This window comes from Rossellomorea vietnamensis NBRC 101237 (genome assembly GCF_001591825.1).
GTDB classification, from domain to species: domain Bacteria; phylum Bacillota; class Bacilli; order Bacillales; family Bacillaceae_B; genus Rossellomorea; species Rossellomorea vietnamensis.
Genome location: NZ_BCVQ01000050.1, coordinates 1 through 26,661, shown reverse-complemented (window position 1 = coordinate 26,661; position 26,661 = coordinate 1). Strand labels below are relative to the sequence as shown.

The window sequence follows — 26,661 nt, the reverse complement described above, 5'->3', positions numbered from 1 at the left end:
CAAATATTATAGAACCAAAAAAACAGCAGAGACAAGTCTCTGCTGTTTTTATGTCGATGATATTATTCACCAGTAACGTATGGAAGTAATGCCATTGTACGAGCGCGTTTGATCGCACGAGTCAACTTACGTTGGTACTTAGCGTTTGTTCCAGTTACACGACGTGGAAGAATCTTTCCACGTTCAGATACGAATTTCTTAAGAAGATCAACATCTTTGAAATCGATATGTGTAATTCCGTTTGCTGTGAAGTAGCATACCTTACGGCGTCTACGTCCACCTCTACGTCCTCCTGCCATTTGTTTCGCCTCCTATCTTGTTAGGTTTGATATCGTTCGTTTAGAATGGCAGATCATCATCGGAAATGTCGATCGGCTGACCGTCATTAGCGAATGGATCCTCATCTACACGTGTATAGTTGTTGTTATTATTGTTGTTGCGTTGTTGATTCTGATTCTGACTATACGGATTTCCTTGGTCACGCTGACCTCCACCCGAATAGCCCGGACTTCCTCCACGATCGCCTTGATTCGCACTACGCGGTTCTAAGAACTGAACGCTTTCTGCTACAACTTCCGTCATAAACACACGACGTCCATCCTGTCCTTCGAAATTACGTGTTTGAATGCGACCGTCAACGCCAGCTAAGCTGCCTTTTTTAAGAAAGTTTGCTACATTCTCTGCAGGGCGACGCCATACAACACAGTTAATAAAATCTGCTTCCCGTTCTCCTGATTGATTCGTAAAACTACGATTGACAGCCAGTGTAAACGAAGCCACAGCCACTCCACTTGGAGTATATTTTAATTCAGGGTCTTTGGTTAAACGCCCTACTAATACAACTCGGTTCATCATCAGAATCAACCCCTTCCTTCTAGTTTACTGTTTCACGTGAAACAGATGATAGAAGTGTATATCTTAAAAAACGTACGGATTATTCTTCTTCTTTAACAACGATATGACGGATAATATCATCGCTGATTTTAGCTAAACGATCGAATTCGTTAACTGCATCAGAAGTAGCGCTCATCTTAACTAGTTGATAGAAACCATCACGAAAATCGTTGATTTCATACGCTAAACGACGTTTACCCCAATCTTTTGACTCGATGATTTCCGCGCCGTTAGTTGTTAAAACGTTATCGAAACGCTCAACTACTGCTTTCTTTGACTCATCGTCAATGTTTGGGCGGACAATGTACATAACTTCGTACTTTCTCATCTGAATGTCACCTCCTCGTGGTCTATGCGGTCCTTTCTTTACGAAAGAACAAGGAGCAATGCGTTCATTACTCACGAAATAAAATTATAGCACAGGTTCTCTATTATTGCAATATGACGTAAAAAAAAGACTAGAATCGAAACTCTAGTCTTTTTAAATAACATTTATACGTTAAAGCGGAAGTGAATGATGTCTCCGTCTTTTACAAGGTATTCTTTACCTTCGAGGCGGACTTTTCCTGCTTCGCGTGCTGCACCCATTGTACCGGCAGCCACTAAATCTTCATACGATACGGTTTCGGCGCGGATGAATCCTCTTTCGAAGTCGGTGTGGATGACACCTGCACATTGAGGGGCTTTCATTCCTTCACGGAACGTCCAGGCACGGACTTCCTGTACACCTGCTGTGAAGTAAGTCGCCAGTCCCAATAGGGAATAGGTAGCACGGATCAGCTGATCAAGGCCGGATTCCTCGATGCCTAATTCCTGCAGGAACATCGCCTTTTCTTCATCGTCCAGCTCGGCAATTTCAGATTCGATCTTCGCACAGACAACGATTACTTCTGCATTGTCGTCCTTCGCAAATTCACGTACTTTCTGAACATATTCGTTATCAGAAGGATCCGCGATCTCGTCTTCACTTACGTTTGCTACATATAATACAGGCTTAGACGTCAGAAGATGAAGCTGCTTCACAAGCTTCATTTGCTCATCCGAGAACTCAACTGTACGAGCTGGCTGTTCTGCTTCCAACGCTTCTTTGATTTTCACTAGGATATCATGCTCGAATACTGCTTCTTTGTCTTTTTGCTTCGCCATTTTCTGAACTCTTGCAAGACGCTTATCCACCGTTTCAAGGTCAGCCAGGATCAACTCCAGGTTGATGACTTCGATATCCGCAATCGGATCTACTTTACCGGATACGTGTGTAATATTATCATCTGCAAAGCAACGGACAACCTGACAGATCGCATCCACTTGACGGATATGGGATAGGAATTTGTTCCCCAGTCCTTCTCCTTTACTTGCCCCTTTTACAATCCCGGCAATATCCGTGAATTCGAAGGCAGTCGGAACCGTCTTCTTCGGGTCCACAAGTTCTGTTAATTTATCCAGACGGTGATCCGGAACCTCTACGATTCCTACATTCGGATCAATGGTACAGAACGGGTAGTTCGCAGATTCTGCACCTGCTTTTGTAATTGCGTTGAATAGTGTGGATTTCCCTACGTTAGGTAGTCCCACAATACCGGCTGTTAATGCCATTTCAGTCACTCCTCATCCATATTCTTATCTATTAAAAATCCTGTAAGATCAAAAAACTAGTAAACGGTCGAACCTTTCACAATTATAGAGATAATAGTGGTAAAAGACAAGTGAAGCTTCCAGTGTTCCATAGGAAAACATCCCAGCAGAAAAAAGCATCCGCTCTTTGGGAAACGAGTGGATGCTCTTGATTACATTCATGAGAACATAAGGTGGATTAGGTCAAAAGAATTATGGGTAAAAAAAGAATACTTACTCTTCTTCACCACTGCTGATGACCTTTTTCATTTTTTTCGCAAAGTCTTTTCTGGGGATCATGACACTGTGACCGCACCCGACACACTTGATGCGAATATCCATCCCCATACGGATCACTTTCCAGCGGTTCATACCACATGGATGAGGCTTATTCATTTCTACAATATCATTTAATGTGAATGTCTTTGGTTCCACCGGTTATTCCTCCTTATTCGCTTTCAAGTCTTCTTTGCTTTTCACGGGGGTGAATCTCTTCTTCATCCTTACGTGAATACATCACCATACGAGGGAATGGAATCTCGATACCATGCGCATCCAGGCAAAGTTTTACTTCTTTCCGGATCATTCTGGCCATATACCAATGTCTCATCGGAACCGTTTCAGCAACGATACGAATGACGACATCCGATGCTCCAAGGGTTTGAACCCCCAACAGCTCAGGCGGATTCACAAGGTCTTCGTACTTTTGCGGCAAAGCGAGAAGAAGTTCCTGCATCACTTTCTCGGCTTCTTCAATATTTTCCTCGTACGCAATGCTGACATCCACGACTGCGATACTGTTATGGATGGAGAAGTTCGTCACTTCCGTAACATTCCCATTGGGGAAGATATGTAATTCCCCGGTCCAGCTTTTGATCTTTGTCGTTCGCAGGCCGATCTCTTCCACGGTTCCCTCTGCAGAACCGATGCGAACATAATCGCCAACTGAAAATTGATCCTCGAAGATAATGAAAAAACCGGTGATGATATCACGTACCAGATTCTGAGCACCGAAACCGACGGCAAGGCCGACGATCCCGGCACCTGCGATGAGTCCTTTTACGTCAATATCAAGCGTCGACAGGATTGTCATCAGACTGATGAAATAGATCACATAGGTCAGGACGTTTTCCAACAGTTTGGACAAGGTTGCCTCCCGTCGTTCAGTGAACTTAAGAGGGGAGCGGGAACGGACTTTGAATACGTTTCGAATCGCCGACCTTCCCAACCTGAGAGCGATATAGGTAATGACCATGATTGCCACGATCTTCAAGGCACCCGTCCCAAGTGAAAGCCATAATTCATTATCTATAAGTTTTTTTGCTGTATCACTCTGTTTGATAGTCTCAATAGTCTCATCTACAGTAGTTTTGGTGTTTTTCGCACTCATATATCGAACCTCCACTTATCATTCAATAAGAAGTATTCCTTATTTTATCAACTTTCCCTCTCCTTGTGTAGATATAACCTCATAAAGAATAGTTTCTAGAAAATTTTTATTTTATGAAAAATCGGAGTTTATTATGTATGAAAAAAAGAAATCGTCCGTATACTGATAATACTTAAATAGTATGATTCTGGTGGCAAGACCTGACATAGTCAATTTCAACATAATCCCCCCTAATCACATCCAAAGGAGTGGAAGCGATGAATCTAAAAAAAGGACTATTTGAACGAAGATCTGAACCTTTTAGAGTCCTTCATCAGGAAGAGCGTGCGGCACAGGATCTTTCTGTTCAATTGTCGTCGATGCTTCCCACTTATTATCGTACAAGGCCCATCGTGTTCGTCTGTATCGGTACGGACCGTTCGACAGGGGATTCATTGGGGCCTTTGGTTGGCACATTAATAGAGGAACAGGATATCAAACCATTCCATGTCTATGGGACATTGGATGATCCGATCCATGCCGTTAATCTGGAGGAAAAGCTCAAGGATATCGCTTCTAAACATATCAATCCCTTTATCATAGGTGTAGATGCCTGTCTTGGACGATTAAAGAGTGTTGGTGCCATCCAGTTGAGTGAAGGTCCTTTGCGCCCGGGAGCCGGAGTCAATAAAGAGCTGCCTGAAGTCGGGGAGATTCATTTGACCGGTATTGTAAATGTCAGTGGGTTCATGGAGTTTTTTGTCCTGCAGAATACCCGTTTGAATCTTGTTATGAAAATGGCGAGGACGATTGCCGAAGCGATTGTGCTGGCAGGTCATTCTGTAGAGCGGAAAAATGCCGTCAGTATTGAAAAATGGCGGGAAGAATTGCAGCAGTAAAGAGAAAAGGGAGATGGCGCGTTCGGCCATCTCCCTTTTGATTACATATACAAATGATAGGCGTGGATGATTCCGACCACCATGGCCACCACGATGATGCCTGGAAGTAAATTGGCGACTCTTATTTTCGTAACACCCAGAAGGTTGAGTCCAATTGCAAAAATCATGATGCCTCCCGTTGACGTCATTTCGACAATATAAGCGTCCATCAATTCCTGAGGCACCCATTGATGGATCTGAGTAGCGAATAGGGCGATGATTCCCTGATACAGGACGACTGGAATGGCCGAGAACATGACACCGATCCCGAGGGTCGTTGTTAGAATTAACGATGTAAACCCGTCAATGATCGATTTGGTCAGAAGAACATCATGATCTCCCCTGATCCCGCTGTCCAGCGCACCGATCACGGCCATGGCCCCAATCACAAATATCAGGGTGGCGGTTACAAACCCTTGAGATATGGACGTTTCATTTTTGCTGCCTATCTTCGTTTCTAACCAATTCCCCAGGGCATTGAGCTTGTCCTCGAGATTCATCCACTCTCCCCAGGCAGCACCAAGGGCAAGGCTGATGATCACGATGAGAAAGTTTTCACTTTTCAACCCCATCTGTAAACCAAGAACGATAACGGCGAGTCCGATCGCTTTCATGACCGTTCCCTTCATATCTTCAGGTATCCGGTGCAGGATCTTACCCAATAGCGTCCCGATGATAATACATACTCCATTTACTAGCGTTCCTAAAAGTACCATGACGTTTCCCCTTATGATTATTTCCCAAAGAATAGTATATGTACCATATGGAAGAGGACTAACTTAAATGGCATGTGATATACCACGTAAGTCAGTCCCTTGATGCTACTGCAATAATTCCAAAATCCGATCCAGGTCTTCCTTCGAAAAGAATTCCAGTTCGATCTTCCCTTTTTTCTTCGATTGTTTAATCGTTACGGTTGTACCGAAGCGTTCCCGCAAGAGGGATTCCTGTTCCTGGATGAAAACATCTTTCCGCTCGTTCTTTTTTGTTTCACGTGGAACATTGTCATTGGCTTCTTGAATGATTTTTTCTAATTGACGGACGTTTAATGATTCTTTCAGGATCCGATTCACGATCATGGACAGCTTCTTTTTATCTTTCAATCCAAGAAGGGCACGGCCATGTCCCATTGACAGCTTCCCTTCAGAAATCAGTTCCTGAACGGGTGCAGGGAGGGAGAGTAAGCGAATATGGTTCGCGATATGAGGTCGGCTCTTCCCTAATCGTTTCGCCAGTTCTTCCTGAGTAAGATTCAATTTATCCATCAGCATTTGATAGGCTGCGCCTTCCTCGATCGGCGTCAGGTCCTCGCGTTGAAGGTTTTCCAAAACGGCAAGTTCCATCATTCGTTGATCATTCAATTCACGGACGACGACGGGAACTGTCTCTAACTTAGCCGCCGTAGCTGCACGATAGCGGCGTTCACCGACCACAATCTCATACCCTTTAATGGACTTACGGACAATGATCGGTTGGAGGATCCCATGCTCCAGTATCGATTCTTTCAATTCTTCAATTGCCTGCGGCTCAAAGATCTTTCGTGGCTGATAAGGGTTCGGCCTTATTTCTTTCAGGCTCACTTCCTGGACGGACTCTTCATTTTGGGTTGTTTGCATATTAGTAAAGAGAGCATTGATGCCCTTTCCTAAACCTTTAGCCATTCGCCACCACTTCCTTTGCCAGTTCTAAATAAACTTCTGCTCCCCTGGATTTCGCATCATAGATGATAATCGGTTCACCATGACTGGGTGCTTCACTTAAACGAACATTACGTGGGATAATTGTGCGATACACTTTGTCTTGAAAATATTTTTTCACTTCTTCAATGACCTGGATCCCCAGATTGGTCCTGGCATCAAGCATCGTTAACAATACACCATCAATCATAAGGTCATGATTCAGATGCTTCTGCACTAAACGGACTGTGCTTAACAGCTGACTTAATCCCTCGAGGGCATAATATTCACACTGGACCGGTATGACGACAGCATCCGAAGCGGTTAACGCATTGATCGTCAGGAGTCCCAATGAAGGGGGACAATCGATAATGATGAAATCGAATTCGTCCTTTACCTTCTCCAGTGCTTTCTTTAAACGGACTTCACGGGAGATGGTCGGAACCAATTCAATTTCCGCCCCGGCAAGTGAAATCGTTGCAGGGACAATCGATAAGTTCTCTACTTTTGATTGTTTGATCGTATCTTTCACATCTACATCATCCACTAACACATCATAGATACACTGTTGTACATCCCCTTTTTCCACGCCGACACCACTAGTGGCGTTTCCCTGAGGGTCGATATCTACAAGTAAAACCTTTTTCCCTATATAAGCTAAACAAGCCCCCAAATTGACGGATGTCGTGGTCTTTCCCACCCCGCCTTTCTGGTTTGTAACGGCTACGATTCTGCCCAAGGTTGTCACCTACCTTTTGACTTCCTAAGATTGATTTCAATTTTACACAGTATTCTTTTATTCTATCAAAATTCCCGGATAATTGTCTGTCAATTTTTCAAAAAGAAACACCTTTCCATAAATAGGAAGGGCTCTGTTGTTCTTGCAATAAAAAAAGTGAGAAACGGATCGGATATGTTTCTCACTTTTAGACTACGAATCTATTTTTTTTTCGGAATACGAATGGTGAATTGATAAAATTCCTCGTGCTCTTCTTCTTCTGAGTCGAGATTGATTCCGCTATCGGATACCATGGACAGCGATTGTCGGATCGTATTCACGGCAATTCTCATGTCTTTGCTGAAGGCCTTCCGTTTAGGTTTCGGCTTTTGGGTCGTTCCTTCTTGCATTTTCACAACCCGGTCTTCGGTCTGTTTGACATTCAAGCTCTTTTCAATGATTTCCTGAATAAGCTGGATCTGCTTTTCAGCATTCTTCAAAGGAATCAAAGCCCTGGCGTGACGTTCAGTGATTTGTTTATCTAGTAGGGCTGATTGAATTTCTTCTGGAAGCTTTAGGAGACGAAGCTTGTTCGCCACGGTTGATTGTCCTTTTCCTAAGCGTTGAGCAAGGGCTTCTTGAGTTAGATCATGTAATTCCAACAGTTTTCCATATGCGATTGCTTCCTCTATAGGAGAGAGTTCTTCTCTTTGTAAGTTCTCAATTAATGCAACAGAGGCTGTTTCTGTATCATTAAGATTCTTCACAATCGCCGGTACGGTTTCCCAGCCAAGCTTTTGAACAGCTCTGTATCTCCGTTCACCCGCAATGATCTCAAACTGGTCATCATCATACTGTCTCACCACGATCGGCTGGATGATGCCATGAGTGTGAATCGTTCTGGATAACTCTTCTATCTTTTCATCATTAAACACAGTCCTTGGTTGAAATCGATTCGGGATAATTTGCGAGACCTGTATCTTCCTCACTTCATCCCGATCTTCTTCCACTACATTCGACTCTTCAGATTCAACATCTTGCTCCTTTTCACCTAGGCCAAAAAAACGAGAGAAAGGATGCTTCATCTTCCTACACCACCTTTAAGAAACTCCCTTTATTAATATTCTCTAAAATATGTCCATTTCCTGCCTTCTCACTATATGTCGATTATACCATGACCGATGAAGGCAGGAGAATGACCATACTATTCTAACGGTAATTTATTCGGTGTCCCGGGTTTTCTGGGATATTTGTTAGGCGTTTCTTTCACTTTGTTGATTTTCACGATGTTCCGTTCACTTTCCTCTTGAGGAAGGATAAAGGAATACATTTTATCCGTTTGTCCACCAAGTGTGCCGATGGCTTTCTTTGCATTGGACAGCTCTTCATTAACATTGGAAGCCTTCATGGCGACAAATGCTCCACCTTTTTTCACAAGCGGCAGGCATAATTCGCTTAAAACGGACATTCTGGCTACGGCTCTTGCTGTAACCATATCATATTTTTCACGATGAGCCTTGTTTTTTCCAAATGTCTCTGCACGATCATGATAAAAATGGGTGTTTTCCAGTCCCAGTTCATCCGACAAATGATTTAAGAATGTAATCCGCTTATTCAAGGAATCAACAATCGAAATATGTAGATGCGGGAAACATATTTTAAGCGGGATACTTGGGAAACCGGCACCAGCCCCAACATCACACAGAGATTGAACTTCCGTGAAGTCGACATAAAATGCTGCACTGATTGAATCGTAAAAATGCTTTAAATATACGTCTTCTTTGTCAGTGATTGCCGTCAAATTCATTTTTTCATTCCATTCAACAAGCAATTCATAATAACGTTCAAACTGATCTAATTGCCTGGAAGAAAGGGAAATCCCCTTCTCCTCAAGCATTGATTGAAATTCATTTACGTTCATGAAATGATCCTTCCTTTACTTCTATTGATCACCGGAGACCTTGGCGATTTTCCCCTGTTCAATGTAGACCATCAAAATGGATACGTCTGCAGGGTTCACACCTGAAATGCGGGAGGCCTGTGCAAGGGAAAGAGGCTGGACCTCGATCAATTTCTGTCTTGCTTCAGAAGCCAATCCGCTGATTGCACTGTAATCAATGTTATCAGGAATTCGCTTATTTTCCATCTTCTTCATTTTATCGACCTGTTGAAGGGATTTTTCAATATACCCTTCGTATTTCACCTGGATCTCCACTTGTTCTTCTACATCGGGATCAAGCTCGATGTCACTTGGAACAAGTGCTTTAATATGGCTGTAATTCATTTCCGGCCGCTTCAGAAGGTCTGCTGCCAGTATCCCATCTTTCAGCTCGCTTCCGCCTGCCTCACGGATCACCCTTTGAGTTTCTTCACTCGGTTTGATGCGCAGGGATTCAAGTCGCTTCTTCTCGGCAGATATCGCTTCTTTCTTCGCTGTGAATCGTTCAAAGCGATCCTCTGAGATCAATCCGATCTGATGACCGATATCCGTTAAGCGAAGATCGGCATTATCATGACGGAGCAACAAGCGGTATTCCGCACGTGATGTCAAAAGACGATACGGTTCGTTCGTCCCTTTTGTCACGAGGTCATCGATCAGTACCCCGATATAAGCATCGGATCGGCTTAAGATCACTTCGTCTTTATCAAGTGCACGGCAAGTAGCATTGATTCCTGCCATCAATCCTTGTCCAGCCGCTTCTTCATAGCCGGATGTTCCATTGATTTGCCCTGCGGTATACAGATTTTTAATTTTTTTCGTCTCCAGTGTCGGCCATAATTGCGTCGGTACGATGGAATCATACTCGATGGCATAACCGGCACGCATCATTTGTACTTTCTCAAGACCCGGAATGGTCTGGAGGATTTTTTGCTGCACATCTTCAGGCAGGCTTGTCGATAATCCTTGAACATACACTTCTTGAGTATTTCTTCCTTCCGGCTCTAAGAAGATCTGATGACGCGGCTTGTCGTGGAAACGCACGACCTTATCTTCAATAGAAGGACAGTAACGAGGTCCCGTTCCTTTGATCATACCTGAATACATTGGCGAACGATGTAGATTGTCGTCGATTAATTGATGAGTCAATTCATTCGTATACGTCAGCCAGCATGGAAGTTGATCCGTGATGTATTTGGTCGTTTCATAGCTGAATGCACGCGGAACGTCATCACCTGGCTGAATCTCCGTTTTCGAATAATCGATGGTCGAGCTGTTGACCCGCGGCGGTGTCCCGGTTTTAAACCGGACCGTATCGAAGCCGAGCTCATGCAAGTGATCGGATAATCTGATGGAAGGCTGTTGGTTATTGGGACCGCTTGAATATTTCAGGTCTCCCAAGATGATTTCACCACGAAGGAATGTACCCGTGGTGATGACGACCGTTTTGGCACGGTAGGCGGCACCTGTCATCGTGACGACACCTTTACATTCATCATCCTCCACGATCAATTCCTCAACCATTCCCTGCATCAAGGTCATGTTCGGTTCGTTTTCAATTGTTCGTTTCATTTCATTCTGGTAGAGGAATTTATCTGCCTGCGCGCGCAATGCACGTACAGCAGGACCTTTTCCTGTATTCAACATCCTCATTTGTATATGTGTTTTATCTATATTACGACCCATCTCTCCACCGAGAGCGTCGATTTCCCTTACAACGATCCCCTTTGCCGGTCCACCGACAGATGGATTACACGGCATAAAGGCGACCATATCCAGGTTAATGGTGACCATTAACGTTTTTGCTCCCATACGTGCAGAAGCAAGTCCCGCTTCTACCCCGGCATGGCCAGCACCAATGACAATGACATCATATTGCCCTGCGTCATATTGCATGGTTTGTTATTTCCTCCTTGTCGGACGGATAAGTACCGTCCACATTATAATAGTGTTTATTTCCCTAAGCAGAACTGAGAAAACAGCTGATCAATCAGGCTTTCATGAACGCTGTCCCCGATGATTTCACCTAATAGTTCCCACGTTCTCGTCAGATCGATCTGAGCAATATCGATCGGTGTCCCCATTTCCACGCTGTCGATCGCTTCATTGATTGCAAGGGAAGCCTGGTTGAGTAAGGCGATATGACGACTGTTGGACACATATGTCATATCCCCCGCTTCGATGGATCCCGCAAAGAATAAGGATGAAATGGCTTCTTCCAGTTCATCGATTCCCTGTTCCTCCAGTAAAGCCGTTGTCACCAGCTGATGATTTTCGGAAAGCTTTCTTACCTTATCTATATCAATCTTCTGAGGCAGATCCGTTTTGTTCACGATGACAATGACGTCCATTCCCCTCACCGCTTCGAATAACTGTTCATCCTCAAAGGTCAATTCATCCGCATAATTGAGCACGAGTAGTATTAAATCAGCTTCCTTCAACACCTGTCTCGAGCGTTCGACGCCGATCCGTTCGACGATGTCTTCGGTCTCACGAATCCCGGCCGTATCAACAAGACGGAGAGGGACTCCCCTTACATTGACATATTCCTCGATCACATCACGTGTGGTTCCCGGAATATCCGTCACGATGGCTTTATTTTCGTGAACAAGGCTGTTCAAGAGGGAGGATTTCCCTACATTAGGCCGTCCGATGATCACCGTAGAAAGACCTTCCCTTAAAATCTTCCCCTGTTCAGAGGTGCGAACCAGCCGTTCAATTTCATCCCGTACGTGTTTGGATTTTTCCAGAAGCACATTATGCGTCATCTCTTCGACATCATCATACTCGGGATAATCGATATTCACTTCCACATGGGCAAGTGTTTCAAGGATTTCCTGACGGAGCTTCCTGATCAAATTGGAAAGGCGGCCTTCCATTTGATTCAGGGCTACATTCATGGCCCGGTCGGTTTTCGCCCGAATGAGATCCATCACCGCTTCTGCCTGAGAAAGGTCAATTCGGCCGTTCAGGAAAGCACGCTTCGTGAATTCACCTGGTTCTGCGAGTCTCGCCCCGTTTTTCAACACCAGCTGCAGAACCTTATTCACCGACACAAGTCCTCCGTGGCAGTTGATTTCGATAATGTCTTCCCGGGTGAATGTCTTTGGTCCTCTCATCACGGAAACCATGACCTCTTCCACCACTTGATCGGTGTCGGGATCAACGATATGTCCATAATGAATGGTATGGGATGCAAATTCCTTCATGGAACTCCCCTTCATTCCCTTAAAGACTTTATCACCGATATCGAATGCCAACTCACCGCTCAAACGGACGATGGCGATCGCTCCCTCTCCCATCGGAGTGGATATGGCTGCAATTGTATCTAATTCCATTATGTTCACCTCTCTTATAGCTGACCTATTTATATGAAATGTATAGTTGAAAGTAACGTTTCCCCAAATTATTAGAATATCACATTCCGTTTTAATTCTAAAGAAAGGAAACCCTTTGTTCGTCACCAAATAATGTTATCCACATAGATAACATCTCATCTCTATTATTTTAACTTATCCACATGTGAATAACAATAAACCGGGATGAAATAAGAATAGGCAGGAGGTAAGGAATGGAAGAGGGGAAGGAGAATTCTGGAATGATATTTGTCATTCTACAAAAAATGACAATTTACGCAAAGTTGCAAAAAAAAAAAAACGACCCCTCAAAAGGAATCGTCTTTCATTATTTTGGTGCAATGACAATGTATCGATTGGGTTCTCTTCCCTCTGAATGGGTATCGACCCTTTTGGAATCCACTAAAGCGGTGTGGATCACTTTTCGTTCATAAGAGGGCATCGGTTCCAATGAAACAGAGCGATTGGTGCGCAGTGCCTTTTCTGCTAAACGTTCCGCAAGCGTTGTCAGCGTCTGCTTCCGTCTTTCCCGATAGTTTTCTGCATCCAACAGGATCGTGATGAACTGACCGGATACCCGATTGGCGACCAATTGCGACAAATGTTGAAGAGCATTCAACGTTTGTCCTCTTTTGCCAATCAATAGAGCCATTTTTTCACCGGAAATGTTGAATTCCACATCTCTTCCATCCCTTTTCACATCTATGGTCGCTTCCACGCCCATTTCACGTGCGACGGATAGAAGAAAATTCTTCGCTTCCTCTACCGGATCAACCGCTTTCTTCACTTGAACGACTGCCGGCCTTCCGCCGAACAATCCGAATAAACCTTTTTTACCTTGATCAATGACGTCGATCTCTGCTTCTTCTTTGGTGATATTCAGTTGAGACAAGGCTGATTCAATGGCTTCTTCCACCGTTTGACCAGTCGCTTCTACTTCTCTCACTTTTTCTTTCCTCCCGAATTCCCACCAGCTTTGACTGCTTGCGCTTCTTTAATCTCAGGTCCCTTGATGAAGTACGTTTGAGCAATCATGAATAGATTTCCGACCACCCAGTAAAGGGATAGAGCTGCAGGGAAGTTAATCGCAAAAATGATGATCATGACCGGCATGATATAAAGCATCATGGCCATTTGCGGATTCTGATTCGCTGTACCCGCCATCATTAATTTTTGTTGGATGAACGTTGTTAAACCTGCTACTAAAGGTAAAATATAGTATGGATCCGGATTACCGAGATCGAACCATAAGAAGTTATGCGCTTTGATTTCCTGTGTTCTGACGATCGCATGGTAGAAACCGATCAAGATCGGCATTTGAACGATCAATGGTAAACAACCCGCTAACGGATTCACCCCGTGACTTTGGAATAAAGCCATCGTTTCTTGTTGAAGCTTTTGCTGAGTTTGTGCATCTTTAGAGCTATATTTTTCACGCAGTTTTTTCATTTCAGGTTGTAATGCCTGCATGGCTTTTGAATTTCTCGTTTGTTTGATCATCAATGGCAGAATCGCTAAACGAATGAGCAATGTAACGATGACAATCGCTAATCCGTAAGATCCGCCCATGAATTCTGCAACCATGGTAATCAATTGCGATAAAGGATAGACAATATATTCATTCCATATTCCGCTACTATCAGATGTAATCGGCTTATTGTAATCTGTACAACCTGATAGAATAGCCATTAGCCCAATGATTCCCACCAGGGCTATCATTCTCTTTTTCACCCTTATTTTCCTCCCAACTAATATCTTTCAAATAAAATGTAAACAAGTACCATCATCCCGTACCCAAAAAAAGTACAATCCCTCGTATTGTAACATCTTTTCCTTGGCTTGTGATGACGAAACCTGTCATTCTCTCAAAATGTTATGACTTCTTCCTATCATATTTGCCATAAGAAGACCTTTTCAATACTTTTCCTCTTTTTAATACATGGGTGAGACTCCCCTTCACCTCATGGAAATTCATTTCGGCCGCCGGTTTTCTGGCGATGATAAGATAATCGTACTGATCGTGCACCTCTTCTTGTAATTCTAAGAAAGCCTGCCTCACGTAACGCTTGATCTGATTACGGCACACAGCATTCCCGATTTTCTTACTGACGGAAATCCCGATTCGAAATGGCTGAGGCTCTTCCTTCTTTAATAGATACAAGACGAATTGACGATTCGCGAAGGATGTTCCTTTTTTAAATATTTCCTGGAACTCTTTATTTTTCTTTACTCTTTGTTCTTTCCGCATGGACCACACCTAATTTTCATTTTTGTCTTGATCTAACCTCGACATTATTGGCTCATTCATATGAAATTATAAGTACTTTTTCTCGTTAACCAAAATACGAACGAGCCAAATCGTCTTATCTCCTAATAGAAAGGAAAAAAAAGACCACTGAGTCAGTTCAGTGGTCTAGGCAGATAGTACTTTTCTTCCTTTGCTGCGACGGCGAGCTAAAACATTGCGTCCGTTTTTAGAGCTCATACGTGCACGGAAACCGTGATTCTTTTTTCTTTTGCGGTTATTTGGTTGAAACGTTCTTTTCATCTATGACACCTCCCTGAAGGATATCTTTAAAAAAAGTTAAAGACATTCCTCACTATTATAAAGACGGTACCCATAAAAAGTCAACACTCAGATTATTTTTCTTTTTAAGTGATAGTTCATTGAAGTTTTTTATGAACACTTAAAAGTTAATCGTTCTTTCACGGCTATGTTCTTTTAGTTCAGTGTTGGATTGGAAGGAGATTACGCTCCCTTTCCGCGGACGAGCGGGCAAGCCTCCTCGCTTCGCTGCGGGGTCTTTCCCAGCCCGTTTTTCCGCAGGAGTCTCGCAAATCTCCTTCCAATCCCAAAGAAAGATCAATGAACAGAGCACTAGGTTTTATGGGTCTGCTGCTTAGGAGATATACAAATCGGTAGAAAAAAGTTACTAGTTACCTTTTGCAGGTCAGAAGGAAGCTCACATTGCCGTTTTTTAATAATGTGGGGGATCAATCGAAAAATTCTTTCCACAACATTAGAAATTGAATTATCCGTAATTTAGATTATGGAAAAGTTGCATACTCATATAGTTGATTGGAGCGGAAATCAACCACTACTCTCTCCGTAATTCGTTTCCTTCTACAAATCCTATCCCATTTTTCTATTCAAGGTGCCTGTGGATAGGATTCGACATGGTTTTAAATTATCCACAACACATACTGACAACTTTTTCACAAGTTCTTGGGTTGTGGACAATTTCATTCCACAAGGTGTGGGGGGTTGTGGATAAAATTTAAAAAGCATTGCACCTCTAAGGATATTTTGATATGATTATTGTGTTTTCACTCTTGATAACTGTGTTTACGGAAATAACTTATCCACAAAATGTGGATATCATGTGGGTAACTTATACAGAGGGTTTGTAAAACGTTGTCCACAAGTGGTGGATAATGTCGAAAAACCATTTTCCTTCCTTATTATATATATTTTCCACATTCAACGAATTGTATTTTTATAAAATAGCGTACGTTTAAGGAATGTATAGCACGTAATGATTGTACAGAAGTTATACAAACTAAGAAAAGGAGGGATCAGGATTGGAGAATATCGGGGATCTTTGGAGCAAGGCCTTAGAAAATATCGAAAAAAAGATCAGTAAACCAAGCTTTGATACTTGGTTGAAATCAACTAAGGCCCATTCCATTCAAGGGGACACCCTTGTGATTACAGCTCCAAATGAATTTGCTAGAGATTGGCTGGAAGGCCGTTACTCTCAGCTAATCTCAGGGGTTTTGTATGATATTACGGGCGAAGAACTAGTCGTGAAATTTATCATTCCTCAAAACCAGGAGCCGGAAGAGTTTGATATTCAAATACCGCCAAAGTCGATGAAGGATGATGATCAGCAGGATATTAACCAAAATATGCTGAACGCTAAATACACTTTTGACACGTTTGTTATCGGTTCGGGCAACCGGTTCGCCCATGCCGCTTCTTTGGCTGTGGCTGAAGCACCTGCCAAAGCCTATAATCCCTTATTTATTTATGGGGGAGTCGGTCTTGGAAAAACTCACTTAATGCATGCCATCGGCCATTATGTACTTGAGCATAATCCCGCTGCAAAAGTGGTTTACTTGTCATCTGAAAAATTCACCAACGAATTCATTAACTCCATCAGGGATAATAAAGCAGTCGATTTCCGCAACAAATACCGGAATGTTGACGTTTTATTAATCGATGATATTCAATTTTTAGCCGGTAAAGAACAAACACAAGAGGAATTTTTCCATACTTTTAATACCTTACATGAAGAAAGCAAGCAAATTGTCATTTCCAGTGATCGGCCACCGAAGGAAATCCCGACACTTGAAGATAGACTTCGTTCCCGATTCGAATGGGGGCTTATAACAGATATCACTCCACCGGATCTCGAGACGAGGATTGCGATTTTACGAAAGAAAGCAAAGGCTGAAGGACTGGATATTCCAAATGAAGCCATGCTTTATATAGCTAATCAGATCGATTCGAATATTCGTGAGTTAGAGGGCGCATTGATCCGTGTCGTCGCGTACTCTTCTCTTATAAATAAAGATATCAATGCAGATCTTGCAGCCGAGGCGTTGAAAGATATCATCCCGAGCTCGAAGCCAAGGGCGATTACCATCCAGGAAATTCAACGTGTCGTTGGGGAGCACTTCAATGTGAAGCTAGAGGACTTTAAAGCGAAGAAACGAACAAAGTCCATTGCATTCCCGAGGCAAATCGCCATGTATTTATCAAGGGAAATGACGGATTCCTCCCTTCCGAAAATCGGCGAAGAGTTTGGCGGACGTGATCACACGACTGTCATTCATGCGCATGAGAAAATCAGTACATTACTCGGAACGGATGCTCTTCTTCAGCAGCAATTGAAGGAAATTCGTGAAACATTAAAGGCCTGATTCTACACACAACCAAACTGGATAATGTGAATAACTCCGACTAACTAGCACACAGTCTGTCCACATGTGGATAGGCTGTGTTTACGTTCGATTCATACACTTATCCACATATCAACAGGCCCTACTACTTCTATTACTATTTTTTAAATAAATTATTAGTATATGATTCAGTCCATAAAATTATGTGCAAATTGGAGGAATAAATCATGAAATTTGTTATTCAAAGGGACTATCTTGTCCAGAGTGTCCAGGACGTCATGAAAGCTGTCACATCAAGAACGACCATTCCCATTCTGACCGGGATCAAGATCATTGCCACTGAAGATGGTGTTACATTGACAGGTAGTGATTCGGATATCTCGATTGAATCCTTTATCCCGAATGAGGAAGAAGGCACTGAAATCGTTGGGATCATGGAAACAGGCGGCATCGTCCTCCAAGCAAAATTCTTTAGTGAGATCGTTAAGAAATTACCGAAAGATACGGTGGAAATCGAAGTTCAGAGTCACTTCCAGACAGTCATCCGTTCAGGACAGGCAGAATTCAATTTGAACGGGCTGGATCCTGAAGAATATCCTCATCTTCCTCAAATTGAAGAAGGAAACGGAATAAAAGTATCAACGGATCTTCTTAAAACGATGATCAGACAAACCGTATTTGCAGTGTCCACCTCAGAAACACGCCCCATCTTGACAGGTGTAAACTGTCAGATCGAAGACGGGGAGCTGAGCTGTATTGCAACAGATAGTCACAGGCTTGCCATGAGAAAAGCACCGATCGAAACCAATCATGATGCTTCTTACAATATCGTGATTCCAGGAAAGAGCTTAAATGAGTTGAACAAGATCCTTGATGATACGGATGAACCAGTTGAAATCGTCATTACGGAAAATCAGGTCCTCTTTAAGGCAAAACATTTATTATTCTTCTCAAGACTATTAGAGGGGAATTACCCGGACACAAGCCGATTGATTCCATCTGATACGAAAACAGAATTGACCCTTAATACAAAAGAATTTTTACAAGCGATCGATCGTGCATCGCTGCTGGCGAGAGAAGGCCGGAACAACGTCGTGAAACTTTCGACCCTTGATGGTGGAATCATTGAAATTTCGTCGAACACTCCTGAAATCGGGAAAGTAATCGAGCAGGTGGAAAGCCATTCGGTTGAAGGGGAAGAACTGAAAATCTCTTTCAGCGCAAAATATATGATGGACGCGTTAAAAGCGATTGAAGGAACGGAAATTCATGTGAACTTCACTGGAGCGATGAGACCGTTCGTATTGAAGCCGCTTCATGATGAATCCATCCTTCAGCTGATCCTTCCGGTTAGAACGTACTAAAAATCAAAAGCCAACACCTTAGAAAAAGCTCAGGTGTTGGCTTTTTACATTTAGGGAATCCTTCTGAAATCAACTGCGACCATTTTCTCCATTTTTCGTTAGTTGTGACTTAACTCCATTTAGAGTAAAATAATATATTAGAGACTTTATACGGAAAGTAGTGATTTTAGTGGCGAAAGAGATCACCATCGAAACAGAAATCATCACATTGGGACAATTCCTGAAGCTTGCTGAAGTGATTCAGTCCGGTGGGATGGCGAAATGGTTCTTAAGTGAATATGAAGTATACATAAACGGGGAACAAGACCAAAGAAGAGGGAGAAAACTTACGGTTGGAGACAAAGTTGAAATTCCTGAAGTAGGGGTCTTTGTGGTTGCTGGAGAATAATAAAGGGTGTTATGTCCATGTACATTGAACAATTGGAATTAAGAAACTACCGTAATTACGAATCGATCGACGTGAGTTTCGAAAATAAGGTGAACGTCATTCTTGGAGAAAATGCTCAGGGGAAGACGAATATCATGGAATCTATCTATGTCCTGGCAATGGCTAAATCCCATCGTACCTCGAATGATAAAGATTTAATCCGTTGGGACCAGGAATATGCTAAAATAAAAGGTAGGATTCAGAAATATAACGGTGGTTTACCTTTGGAGCTGATCCTGTCCAAAAAGGGGAAAAAAGCGAAGAGTAATCACCTTGAACAGTCTAAATTGAGTCAATATGTCGGGAATATGAATGTTGTCATGTTTGCACCTGAAGATCTTCATTTAGTAAAAGGGAGCCCTCAAGTCAGGCGCCGTTTTATTGATATGGAAATCGGTCAGGTTTCTCCTGTTTATTTACATGATATCAGCCTTTATCAAAAAATATTACAGCAGCGGAACCATTATTTAAAACAGTTGCAGACGAGAAAACAAAAAGACCAGACGATGCTTGATGTCTTGACGGAACAGTTCATCGAGATGGCGGTGAAGATTACGAAGAAACGATTTGAATTCGTTCAATTGTTGGAAAGTTGGGCGAAACCGATCCATTCAGGGATTTCAAGAAACCTGGAAACGTTGGAAATCGTATATAAACCGTCTTTGGATGTATCAGATAATCAAGAATGGTCAAAAATGGTAGATATATATGAGCAGAAATTCAATGATATCCGTGAACGGGAAATTGATCGGGGTGTGACCCTGGTCGGACCGCATCGGGATGATCTTCAATTTATTGTGAATGGACGGGATGTTCAAACATTCGGGTCACAGGGGCAGCAACGGACGACAGCCCTCTCTGTGAAGCTTGCAGAAATCGAGCTGATACACTCTGAGATCAAAGAGTATCCCATCTTACTTCTGGATGATGTGTTATCTGAGTTGGATGATTATCGTCAGTCTCACTTATTAAATACCATTCAGGGGAAAGTTCAAACCTTCGTGACCACAACCAATGTGGACGGGATTGATCATCAAACCTTAAACGAGGCGACTACGTTCGAAGTGGAAGCCGGATCTATGAAAAGATTGAAATGAGGTGTTACCTTGTACATACATGTTGGAGAAGATGTCATGGTACGTACAGATGAAATCATCGCAATTATTGATCGAGACACCGTTCAATTTTCAGAGGAAATTCAACATTTTCTAAAAACGAAAGATCATAACCTTTGCAATCTTGCAAAGGGTTCATATAAATCTCTTGTTATCACAACGGGCCAGTTGTATCTCTCACCGCTGGCATCCAGTACGTTAAAGAAGCGATCAAAGAAATACTCAAACTATGAGAATTTATTATAGAAATATAAAGCCCTGAAGGTTAGAAAGTGTAGGTGAATCAGTATGGCTATAGAACAAAATCAAGCGCAAGGCGGCTCCTATGATGAAAATCAGATTCAGGTTTTAGAAGGTTTAGAGGCCGTTCGGAAAAGACCGGGTATGTATATTGGATCAACAAGCGGCAGAGGTCTGCATCACTTGGTGTGGGAAATCGTTGATAACAGTATTGATGAAGCATTAGCCGGACACTGTAGTGAAATCGAAGTCATCATTGAAGAGGATAACAGTATTACCGTGACGGATAATGGACGGGGGATTCCGGTCGGTATCCACGAAAAAATGGGACGTCCTGCCGTAGAGGTCATCATGACGGTCCTTCACGCGGGCGGTAAGTTCGGCGGCGGCGGATATAAAGTATCCGGAGGTCTGCACGGAGTAGGGGCCTCGGTTGTAAATGCCCTTTCCACGGAACTTGAGGTACATGTCCATCGTGATGGGAACATCTACTATCAGAAATTCGAAAAAGGTGTTCCGAGCTTCGACCTTAAAGTGGTCGGAGAAACGGATAAGACCGGAACGATCATCCACTTCACTCCAGATCCTGAAATCTTTACTGAAACGACGGAATACGATTATGACACACTGGCAAACCGTATTCGTGAATTGGCGTTCTTGAACAGAGGGATCCAGATCAGTATTGAAGATAAGCGCGGAGAAGGGAAAAGACGGGACTACCATTATGAAGGTGGAATCAAGTCATACGTTGAGCACCTTAACCGTTCGAAAGAAGTCATCCATGAAGAACCGATCTACATCGAAGGTGAGAAGGATGATATTACCGTTGAAATCGCCCTTCAATACAATGACGGTTTCGCAAGCAATCTTTACTCATTCGCCAATAACATCCATACCCATGAAGGTGGAACCCATGAGTCTGGATTTAAAACGGCTTTAACGAGGGTCATCAATGATTACGCCCGTAAAAATAATGTATTCAGAGAGAACGATGCGAATCTTTCAGGGGAAGATGTCCGGGAAGGTCTGACAGCCATCATTTCGATCAAACATCCTGACCCTCAATTCGAAGGTCAGACGAAAACAAAACTTGGGAACTCGGAAGCGAGGACGATTACGGATTCTCTATTCTCAGAGCATCTGGAAACATTCTTACTTGAAAACCCGGTTGTTGCCCGGAAGGTCGTTGAAAAAGGCCTGATGGCTGCCCGTGCCCGACTGGCTGCGAAAAAAGCAAGGGAGCTTACCCGCCGTAAGAGTGCCCTTGAGATTTCAAGCCTGCCTGGTAAACTGGCTGACTGTTCTTCCAAAGACCCGAGCATCAGCGAAATCTATGTGGTTGAGGGTGACTCAGCCGGTGGATCGGCCAAACAGGGACGTGACCGTCACTTCCAGGCCATCCTTCCACTGCGTGGTAAAATCATCAACGTTGAAAAGGCACGTCTTGATAAGATCCTTTCCAACAATGAGGTGCGTGCGATCATCACAGCTCTTGGAACCGGAATCGGAGAGGACTTTGATCTCGCGAAAGCAAGATATCATAAAATTGTCATCATGACCGATGCCGACGTCGATGGTGCCCATATCCGTACGCTGTTATTGACGTTCTTCTATCGTTACATGAGAAACATCATTGAAGCAGGCTACATCTATATCGCCCAACCGCCGTTGTACAAAGTGCAACAAGGGAAGAAAATCGAGTATGCCTACAATGATAAAGAACTGGATCGCATTCTTGGAGAAATTTCCCCGACACCTAAACCTGGAATCCAGCGTTATAAGGGTCTTGGAGAGATGAACCCTGAACAGCTTTGGGAAACGACCATGGACCCTGAATCACGGACATTGCTGCAAGTGAGTCTGCAGGATGCAATCGAGGCCGACGAAACCTTTGAAATCCTCATGGGTGACAAAGTGGAGCCGAGACGTAACTTCATCGAAGAAAACGCTGCGTACGTTAAGAATCTGGATATTTAACGAAAACTTTTTTGAAATAGTACAGGATAGACCACGTGCTATCCTGTCTTTTACATAGCGGACAAGGTAAAGAGTGAGAAAGGTATAAATCTTTCTTTAAAAGGAGGTCCCTTTTACTATGGCAGAAACACCAAGATCGAATGTTAAAGAGATTAATATAAGTAGTGAAATGCGCTCGTCTTTCCTGGATTACGCGATGAGTGTCATCGTTTCACGTGCCTTACCAGATGCACGTGATGGCCTTAAGCCCGTCCATCGCCGTATTTTATATGCGATGAATGACCTCGGAATGACGTCTGACAAAGCGTACAAGAAATCGGCACGTATCGTCGGTGAAGTAATCGGTAAGTATCACCCTCATGGTGACTCAGCTGTTTATGACACCATGGTTCGTATGGCACAGGATTTCAACTATCGCTATATGCTGGTTGACGGTCACGGTAACTTCGGTTCTGTGGACGGTGACGCCGCAGCGGCCATGCGTTATACAGAAGCACGTATGTCCAAGATCTCTATGGAACTCATTCGTGATATTAATAAAGACACAATTGATTATAAAGATAACTATGATGGCACTGAGCGGGAGCCGGAGGTATTACCTGCCCGTTTCCCTAACCTTTTGGTTAATGGTTCTTCAGGAATCGCCGTAGGGATGGCAACGAACATCCCTCCCCATAATCTTGGAGAGGTCATCGATGGAATCCTTGCATTAAGTAAAGATCCTGACATTACGATTCAAGAGCTGATGGAATTCATCTACGGACCTGATTTTCCTACTGCCGGTTTGATTGTAGGAAGAAGCGGGATCCGTCGTGCTTATGAAACAGGTAAAGGCTCCATCACCATGCGTGCCCGTGTGGAAATCGAAACAAAGAGCAATGGAAAAGAAACGATCATCGTCCATCAAATTCCTTATCAGGTGAATAAAGCGAGACTCATTGAGAAGATCGCGGATCTGGTCCGGGATAAGAAGATTGATGGCATCACGGATCTTCGTGATGAATCGGATCGAAATGGTATGCGCATCGTCATTGAAGTACGAAAAGATGCCAACGCTAACGTACTACTTAATAATTTATATAAACAAACGGCACTTCAAACGAGTTTCGGGATCAATCTTCTGGCACTTGTAGACGGTCAGCCGAAGGTATTGAACTTAAAAGAATGTCTCTATCACTATCTTCAGCATCAAAGGGTAGTCATTCGCCGCAGAACAGAATTTGAATTGCGCAAGGCTGAAGCAAGGGCTCATATTTTAGAAGGTCTGAGGATTGCCCTCGATCACATTGATGAAATCATTGCCCTTATCCGTGGTTCTCAAACAACAGAGCTTGCCAAACAAGGATTGATGGAGAACTTCTCCTTATCCGATAAACAGGCACAGGCGATCCTGGATATGCGTCTTCAACGTCTAACCGGTTTAGAACGTGAAAAAATTGAAGATGAGTACCAGGAGCTGGTGAAGCTGATCGCTGAACTAAAAGCGATCCTGGCAGATGACGAAAAGGTCCTTGAAATCATCCGTGAAGAACTGATCGAAATCAAAGAACGCTTCAATGATGAAAGAAGATCTGAAATTGTTGCGGGTGGAATCGAGAACATAGAGGATGAAGATTTGATCCCTAGAGAGAACATCGTCGTTTCCCTCACCCATAACGGTTACATCAAGCGTCTTCCTGTTTCAACCTACCGCAGTCAAAAACGGGGCGGAAGAGGGATCCAGGGTATGGGTACCAATGATGAAGACTTCGTCGAACATCTGTTGACGACTTCTACTCATGATACGATCCTCTTCTTTACGAACAAAGGAAAAGCGTATCGTGCAAAAGGATATGAAATCCCAGAGTTCAGTCGTACTGCGAAAGGACTTCCGATCATCAATCTCCTCGGCGTGGAAAAAGATGAATGGATCAACGCCATGATCCGGGTCGAAGAATTTGTGGATGATTGGTACTTATTCTTTACGACGAAGCAAGGGATCTCAAAACGTACGCCGGTATCGGATTTCGCCAATATCCGGACGAACGGTCTGATCGCCATCAACCTTCGGGAAAATGATGAACTGATTTCCGTCAAACTGACCGATGGCGAAAAAGACATGATCATCGGAACGAAGCAGGGTATGCTGATCCGTTTCCCTGAAACTGACGTCCGTTCCATGGGAAGAACCGCCACTGGAGTAAAGGGAATCAACCTCAGCGATGATGATATCGTTGTCGGCATGGAGATTCTAGAAGACAAGAGTGATGTCCTGGTCGTCACGGTAAATGGTTACGGTAAACGTACTCCAGCCAGTGAATATAGAGTCCAAACCCGTGGTGGTAAGGGATTGAAGACATGTAATGTGACTGAGCGTAATGGAGAACTCGTCTCTGTCAAAGCCGTCACAGGTGAAGAAGACTTAATGATCATCACCGCCCATGGTGTTCTCATCCGTATGGACGTCAATGACATTTCCACAACGGGACGTAACACCCAAGGGGTCAAGCTGATCCGTCTTCAAGAAAGTGAATTCGTTTCAACCGTCGCTAAAGTTGAAAAAGAGGATGAAGAAGAAACGGAAGCGCCGGTCGAATCTGTTGAAGGAATGGAAAAGCACGATATGGAAGACCAACCAGCTTCAGATGAGACTGATGAAGGCACAGAAGAATAAATAATAGAGTAAGCTATTTTCAGGAATGGGTGCCCATGCTGGAAATAGCTTATTTTTTTGTCAGGGACCTATTTATTTTTTGAAAATAACAACTATATATCGCCGAATTTGGTAAAATAAACTAAAAGAACAGTCGTGAGGTGTGTATAGTTGAAGGTCTATCGTGGCGAAATACAATTAGGCTGCATCGTAGCAGAGGATATCATGGGATTGTCAGCAAACCCGATCATTCCAAAGAATACGGTGCTAGAAGAAGAACATTTAAATATCCTGCAAGCATTTCATATCAACGAGTTATACATAGAGAAGACAAAAGCCGACGGGAACCCATTCAAGTCACCTCTCTCTTCTGATAAAGTCTCGAATCAGAATCAGGAAGAGACTGATTCTCAGGAGACAATGGGATTTGTAGACCTTTACTTAACGACAGTAAAGGAATATAAGAAGGAATTCTTGAATTGGCAGTCGGGTACGGCCGTTAATGTCGCAAGAGTGAGAGAACTCATCCTCCCCGTTATTCAAGAGGTGGAACAAAATCATATATACATCTATTCCCTTCAACATTATTCAACGAAGAAAGAATATCTCTATCATCATGCGGTTTCAGTAAGTATCATCAGTGCTTTAATAGGAAAGAAGATCGGTTTACAGTCGGGACAGATCAATCAACTGGCATTAGCGGGGGCACTGGCTGACTGTGGGATGGCGAAAGTAAGCCCCCACATATTATCCAAGGAGCAGCCCCTGACAGAGAGTGAATTTAAAGAAGTGAAGCTACACACGGCAAATGGGTATAAGATGATCAAAGATACTCCACTATTAAAAACGGAAACAAAACTAGCGATCTTTCAACATCATGAACGTTTTGATGGAACAGGATATCCAGCATCCGAAAAGAGCGAACGCATTCACCTCTATTCACAGATCGTCGGGATTGCAGACGTTTTTCATGCTATGACATCAGAGAGAATATATAGAAGCAAGCAACCGATTTTCAAAGTATTGGATATGATCAGTAAAGACTTATTTGGTAAATTCGATCTTAAAGTAGTGGAAGGGCTCCTGCAATTAATGGGAGACTTAAGAACCGGAACCCCGGTAAGGTTATCAACGGGAGAGTTTGGGGAAGTCATATATACCAAACCGGACGCCTTCACCAGCCCGATCGTTAAACTCAAAAATGATGAAATAGTAGATTTATCTCAGCAAAAGAACATCTATATTACAGAGGTCTTTACCTAAGATCCTTCTACGGAATCAGCATTCGAACGAAAAAGTCGCAGGTCAATAAAATGATCTGTGACTTTTTATTATTTACCCCTTGCAAACTTGTTTAATAGTGTGTATACTATTATTTGTTGTCCGAAAGGCATTACATAATTATCATGAAAATAACTTTTCTAAAATAATAAAAATACCTTGACGGCAAACGCTTTAAATGATATATTATATAGGTCGCTTCAAACGAAGCACTTACAC

General features: G+C 43.1%; 26 protein-coding genes. 9 read left to right on the top strand and 17 right to left on the bottom strand.

What is annotated here, in order from left to right; genetic code table 11:
- Window positions 1-62: 62 nt before the first annotated feature.
- From rpsR to BVI01S_RS18505, 6 genes are all read right to left on the bottom strand, one after another.
- Window positions 63-299: a 30S ribosomal protein S18 gene (gene rpsR / locus BVI01S_RS18530; RefSeq protein WP_034764780.1), complete on the bottom strand. Its 237-nt coding sequence runs from the start codon at window positions 297-299 to the stop codon at window positions 63-65.
- Window positions 300-339: 40 nt separating this feature from the next.
- Window positions 340-855, bottom strand: coding sequence for a single-stranded DNA-binding protein (gene ssb / locus BVI01S_RS18525; protein ID WP_034764778.1), 516 nt, complete (start codon window positions 853-855; stop codon window positions 340-342).
- 79 nt (window positions 856-934) lie between these two features.
- Window positions 935-1,222, bottom strand: a complete 288-nt coding sequence (gene rpsF / locus BVI01S_RS18520) for a 30S ribosomal protein S6 (RefSeq protein WP_034764776.1) — start codon at window positions 1,220-1,222, stop codon at window positions 935-937.
- A 164-nt stretch (window positions 1,223-1,386) separates the two neighbouring features.
- Window positions 1,387-2,487 carry a redox-regulated ATPase YchF gene (gene ychF / locus BVI01S_RS18515; protein WP_060674606.1) on the bottom strand — a complete coding sequence of 367 codons (1,101 nt, stop codon included), beginning with the start codon at window positions 2,485-2,487 and terminating at the stop codon, window positions 1,387-1,389.
- 252 nt (window positions 2,488-2,739) lie between these two features.
- Window positions 2,740-2,940, bottom strand: a complete 201-nt coding sequence (locus tag BVI01S_RS18510; RefSeq protein ID WP_061811186.1) for a DUF951 domain-containing protein — start codon at window positions 2,938-2,940, stop codon at window positions 2,740-2,742.
- A 13-nt stretch (window positions 2,941-2,953) separates the two neighbouring features.
- On the bottom strand, window positions 2,954-3,895 hold the full coding sequence (locus BVI01S_RS18505) for a mechanosensitive ion channel family protein (RefSeq protein WP_082804781.1): 942 nt from the start codon (window positions 3,893-3,895) through the stop codon (window positions 2,954-2,956).
- Window positions 3,896-4,152: 257 nt separating this feature from the next.
- On the opposite strand from BVI01S_RS18505, the gene yyaC reads away from it, so the two are divergent.
- Window positions 4,153-4,773, top strand: a complete 621-nt coding sequence (yyaC, locus tag BVI01S_RS18500) for a spore protease YyaC (protein WP_061811185.1) — start codon at window positions 4,153-4,155, stop codon at window positions 4,771-4,773.
- Between the two features lie 41 nt (window positions 4,774-4,814).
- Here the strand turns inward: yyaC and BVI01S_RS18495 are convergent, their stop codons facing one another.
- From BVI01S_RS18495 to rpmH, 11 genes are all read right to left on the bottom strand, one after another.
- Window positions 4,815-5,528, bottom strand: a complete 714-nt coding sequence (locus BVI01S_RS18495) for a DUF554 domain-containing protein (RefSeq protein WP_034764766.1) — start codon at window positions 5,526-5,528, stop codon at window positions 4,815-4,817.
- Between the two features lie 105 nt (window positions 5,529-5,633).
- Window positions 5,634-6,473, bottom strand: a complete 840-nt coding sequence (locus tag BVI01S_RS18490) for a ParB/RepB/Spo0J family partition protein (protein WP_061811184.1) — start codon at window positions 6,471-6,473, stop codon at window positions 5,634-5,636.
- Complete coding sequence (locus tag BVI01S_RS18485; protein WP_034764762.1) at window positions 6,466-7,227, bottom strand: ParA family protein; 762 nt, start codon at window positions 7,225-7,227, stop codon at window positions 6,466-6,468. Before BVI01S_RS18485 ends, BVI01S_RS18490 begins: the two co-directional genes overlap by 8 nt.
- 200 nt (window positions 7,228-7,427) lie before the next feature.
- A complete protein-coding gene (noc, locus tag BVI01S_RS18480; protein WP_061811183.1) occupies window positions 7,428-8,291 on the bottom strand; it encodes a nucleoid occlusion protein in 864 nt (287 codons plus the stop codon).
- A 119-nt stretch (window positions 8,292-8,410) separates the two neighbouring features.
- Entirely contained in the window at window positions 8,411-9,127 is a 717-nt protein-coding gene (rsmG, locus tag BVI01S_RS18475) for a 16S rRNA (guanine(527)-N(7))-methyltransferase RsmG (protein WP_061811182.1), read from the bottom strand.
- Between the two features lie 21 nt (window positions 9,128-9,148).
- Entirely contained in the window at window positions 9,149-11,041 is a 1,893-nt protein-coding gene (mnmG, locus tag BVI01S_RS18470) for a tRNA uridine-5-carboxymethylaminomethyl(34) synthesis enzyme MnmG (protein ID WP_061811181.1), read from the bottom strand.
- 56 nt (window positions 11,042-11,097) lie between these two features.
- The gene (gene mnmE / locus BVI01S_RS18465; protein ID WP_034764754.1) at window positions 11,098-12,483 is read right to left on the bottom strand and encodes a tRNA uridine-5-carboxymethylaminomethyl(34) synthesis GTPase MnmE; all 1,386 of its coding nucleotides are present in this window, start codon (window positions 12,481-12,483) and stop codon (window positions 11,098-11,100) included.
- A gap of 346 nt (window positions 12,484-12,829) precedes the next feature.
- The gene (gene jag / locus BVI01S_RS18460) at window positions 12,830-13,447 is read right to left on the bottom strand and encodes an RNA-binding cell elongation regulator Jag/EloR (RefSeq protein WP_034764752.1); all 618 of its coding nucleotides are present in this window, start codon (window positions 13,445-13,447) and stop codon (window positions 12,830-12,832) included.
- Window positions 13,444-14,232, bottom strand: coding sequence for a YidC family membrane integrase SpoIIIJ (spoIIIJ, locus tag BVI01S_RS18455; RefSeq protein ID WP_034764750.1), 789 nt, complete (start codon window positions 14,230-14,232; stop codon window positions 13,444-13,446). The genes jag and spoIIIJ overlap by 4 nt, the downstream gene beginning before the upstream one ends.
- Window positions 14,233-14,374: 142 nt before the next feature.
- Window positions 14,375-14,749 carry a ribonuclease P protein component gene (gene rnpA / locus BVI01S_RS18450; protein ID WP_061811180.1) on the bottom strand — a complete coding sequence of 125 codons (375 nt, stop codon included), beginning with the start codon at window positions 14,747-14,749 and terminating at the stop codon, window positions 14,375-14,377.
- A 165-nt stretch (window positions 14,750-14,914) separates the two neighbouring features.
- Window positions 14,915-15,049, bottom strand: a complete 135-nt coding sequence (rpmH, locus tag BVI01S_RS22280) for a 50S ribosomal protein L34 (RefSeq protein WP_034764748.1) — start codon at window positions 15,047-15,049, stop codon at window positions 14,915-14,917.
- A 1,034-nt stretch (window positions 15,050-16,083) separates the two neighbouring features.
- Between rpmH and dnaA the strand changes: the two genes are divergently transcribed.
- From dnaA to BVI01S_RS18410, 8 genes are all read left to right on the top strand, one after another.
- Window positions 16,084-17,427 (top strand): chromosomal replication initiator protein DnaA, encoded by a 1,344-nt coding sequence (gene dnaA, locus BVI01S_RS18445; protein ID WP_061811179.1) that lies wholly within the window; start codon window positions 16,084-16,086, stop codon window positions 17,425-17,427.
- A 206-nt stretch (window positions 17,428-17,633) separates the two neighbouring features.
- Window positions 17,634-18,770 (top strand): DNA polymerase III subunit beta, encoded by a 1,137-nt coding sequence (dnaN, locus tag BVI01S_RS18440; RefSeq protein ID WP_034764746.1) that lies wholly within the window; start codon window positions 17,634-17,636, stop codon window positions 18,768-18,770.
- A 169-nt stretch (window positions 18,771-18,939) separates the two neighbouring features.
- Entirely contained in the window at window positions 18,940-19,158 is a 219-nt protein-coding gene (rlbA, locus tag BVI01S_RS18435) for a ribosome maturation protein RlbA (protein WP_034764734.1), read from the top strand.
- Between the two features lie 17 nt (window positions 19,159-19,175).
- On the top strand, window positions 19,176-20,294 hold the full coding sequence (gene recF, locus BVI01S_RS18430; RefSeq protein ID WP_034764732.1) for a DNA replication/repair protein RecF: 1,119 nt from the start codon (window positions 19,176-19,178) through the stop codon (window positions 20,292-20,294).
- A 9-nt stretch (window positions 20,295-20,303) separates the two neighbouring features.
- On the top strand, window positions 20,304-20,558 hold the full coding sequence (gene remB, locus BVI01S_RS18425) for an extracellular matrix regulator RemB (RefSeq protein WP_034764730.1): 255 nt from the start codon (window positions 20,304-20,306) through the stop codon (window positions 20,556-20,558).
- Between the two features lie 42 nt (window positions 20,559-20,600).
- Window positions 20,601-22,529, top strand: a complete 1,929-nt coding sequence (gene gyrB / locus BVI01S_RS18420) for a DNA topoisomerase (ATP-hydrolyzing) subunit B (protein ID WP_094075177.1) — start codon at window positions 20,601-20,603, stop codon at window positions 22,527-22,529.
- Window positions 22,530-22,647: 118 nt separating this feature from the next.
- On the top strand, window positions 22,648-25,182 hold the full coding sequence (gene gyrA, locus BVI01S_RS18415) for a DNA gyrase subunit A (RefSeq protein WP_061811178.1): 2,535 nt from the start codon (window positions 22,648-22,650) through the stop codon (window positions 25,180-25,182).
- Window positions 25,183-25,332: 150 nt separating this feature from the next.
- Entirely contained in the window at window positions 25,333-26,424 is a 1,092-nt protein-coding gene (locus BVI01S_RS18410; RefSeq protein WP_061811177.1) for an HD-GYP domain-containing protein, read from the top strand.
- Window positions 26,425-26,661: the final 237 nt, after the last annotated feature.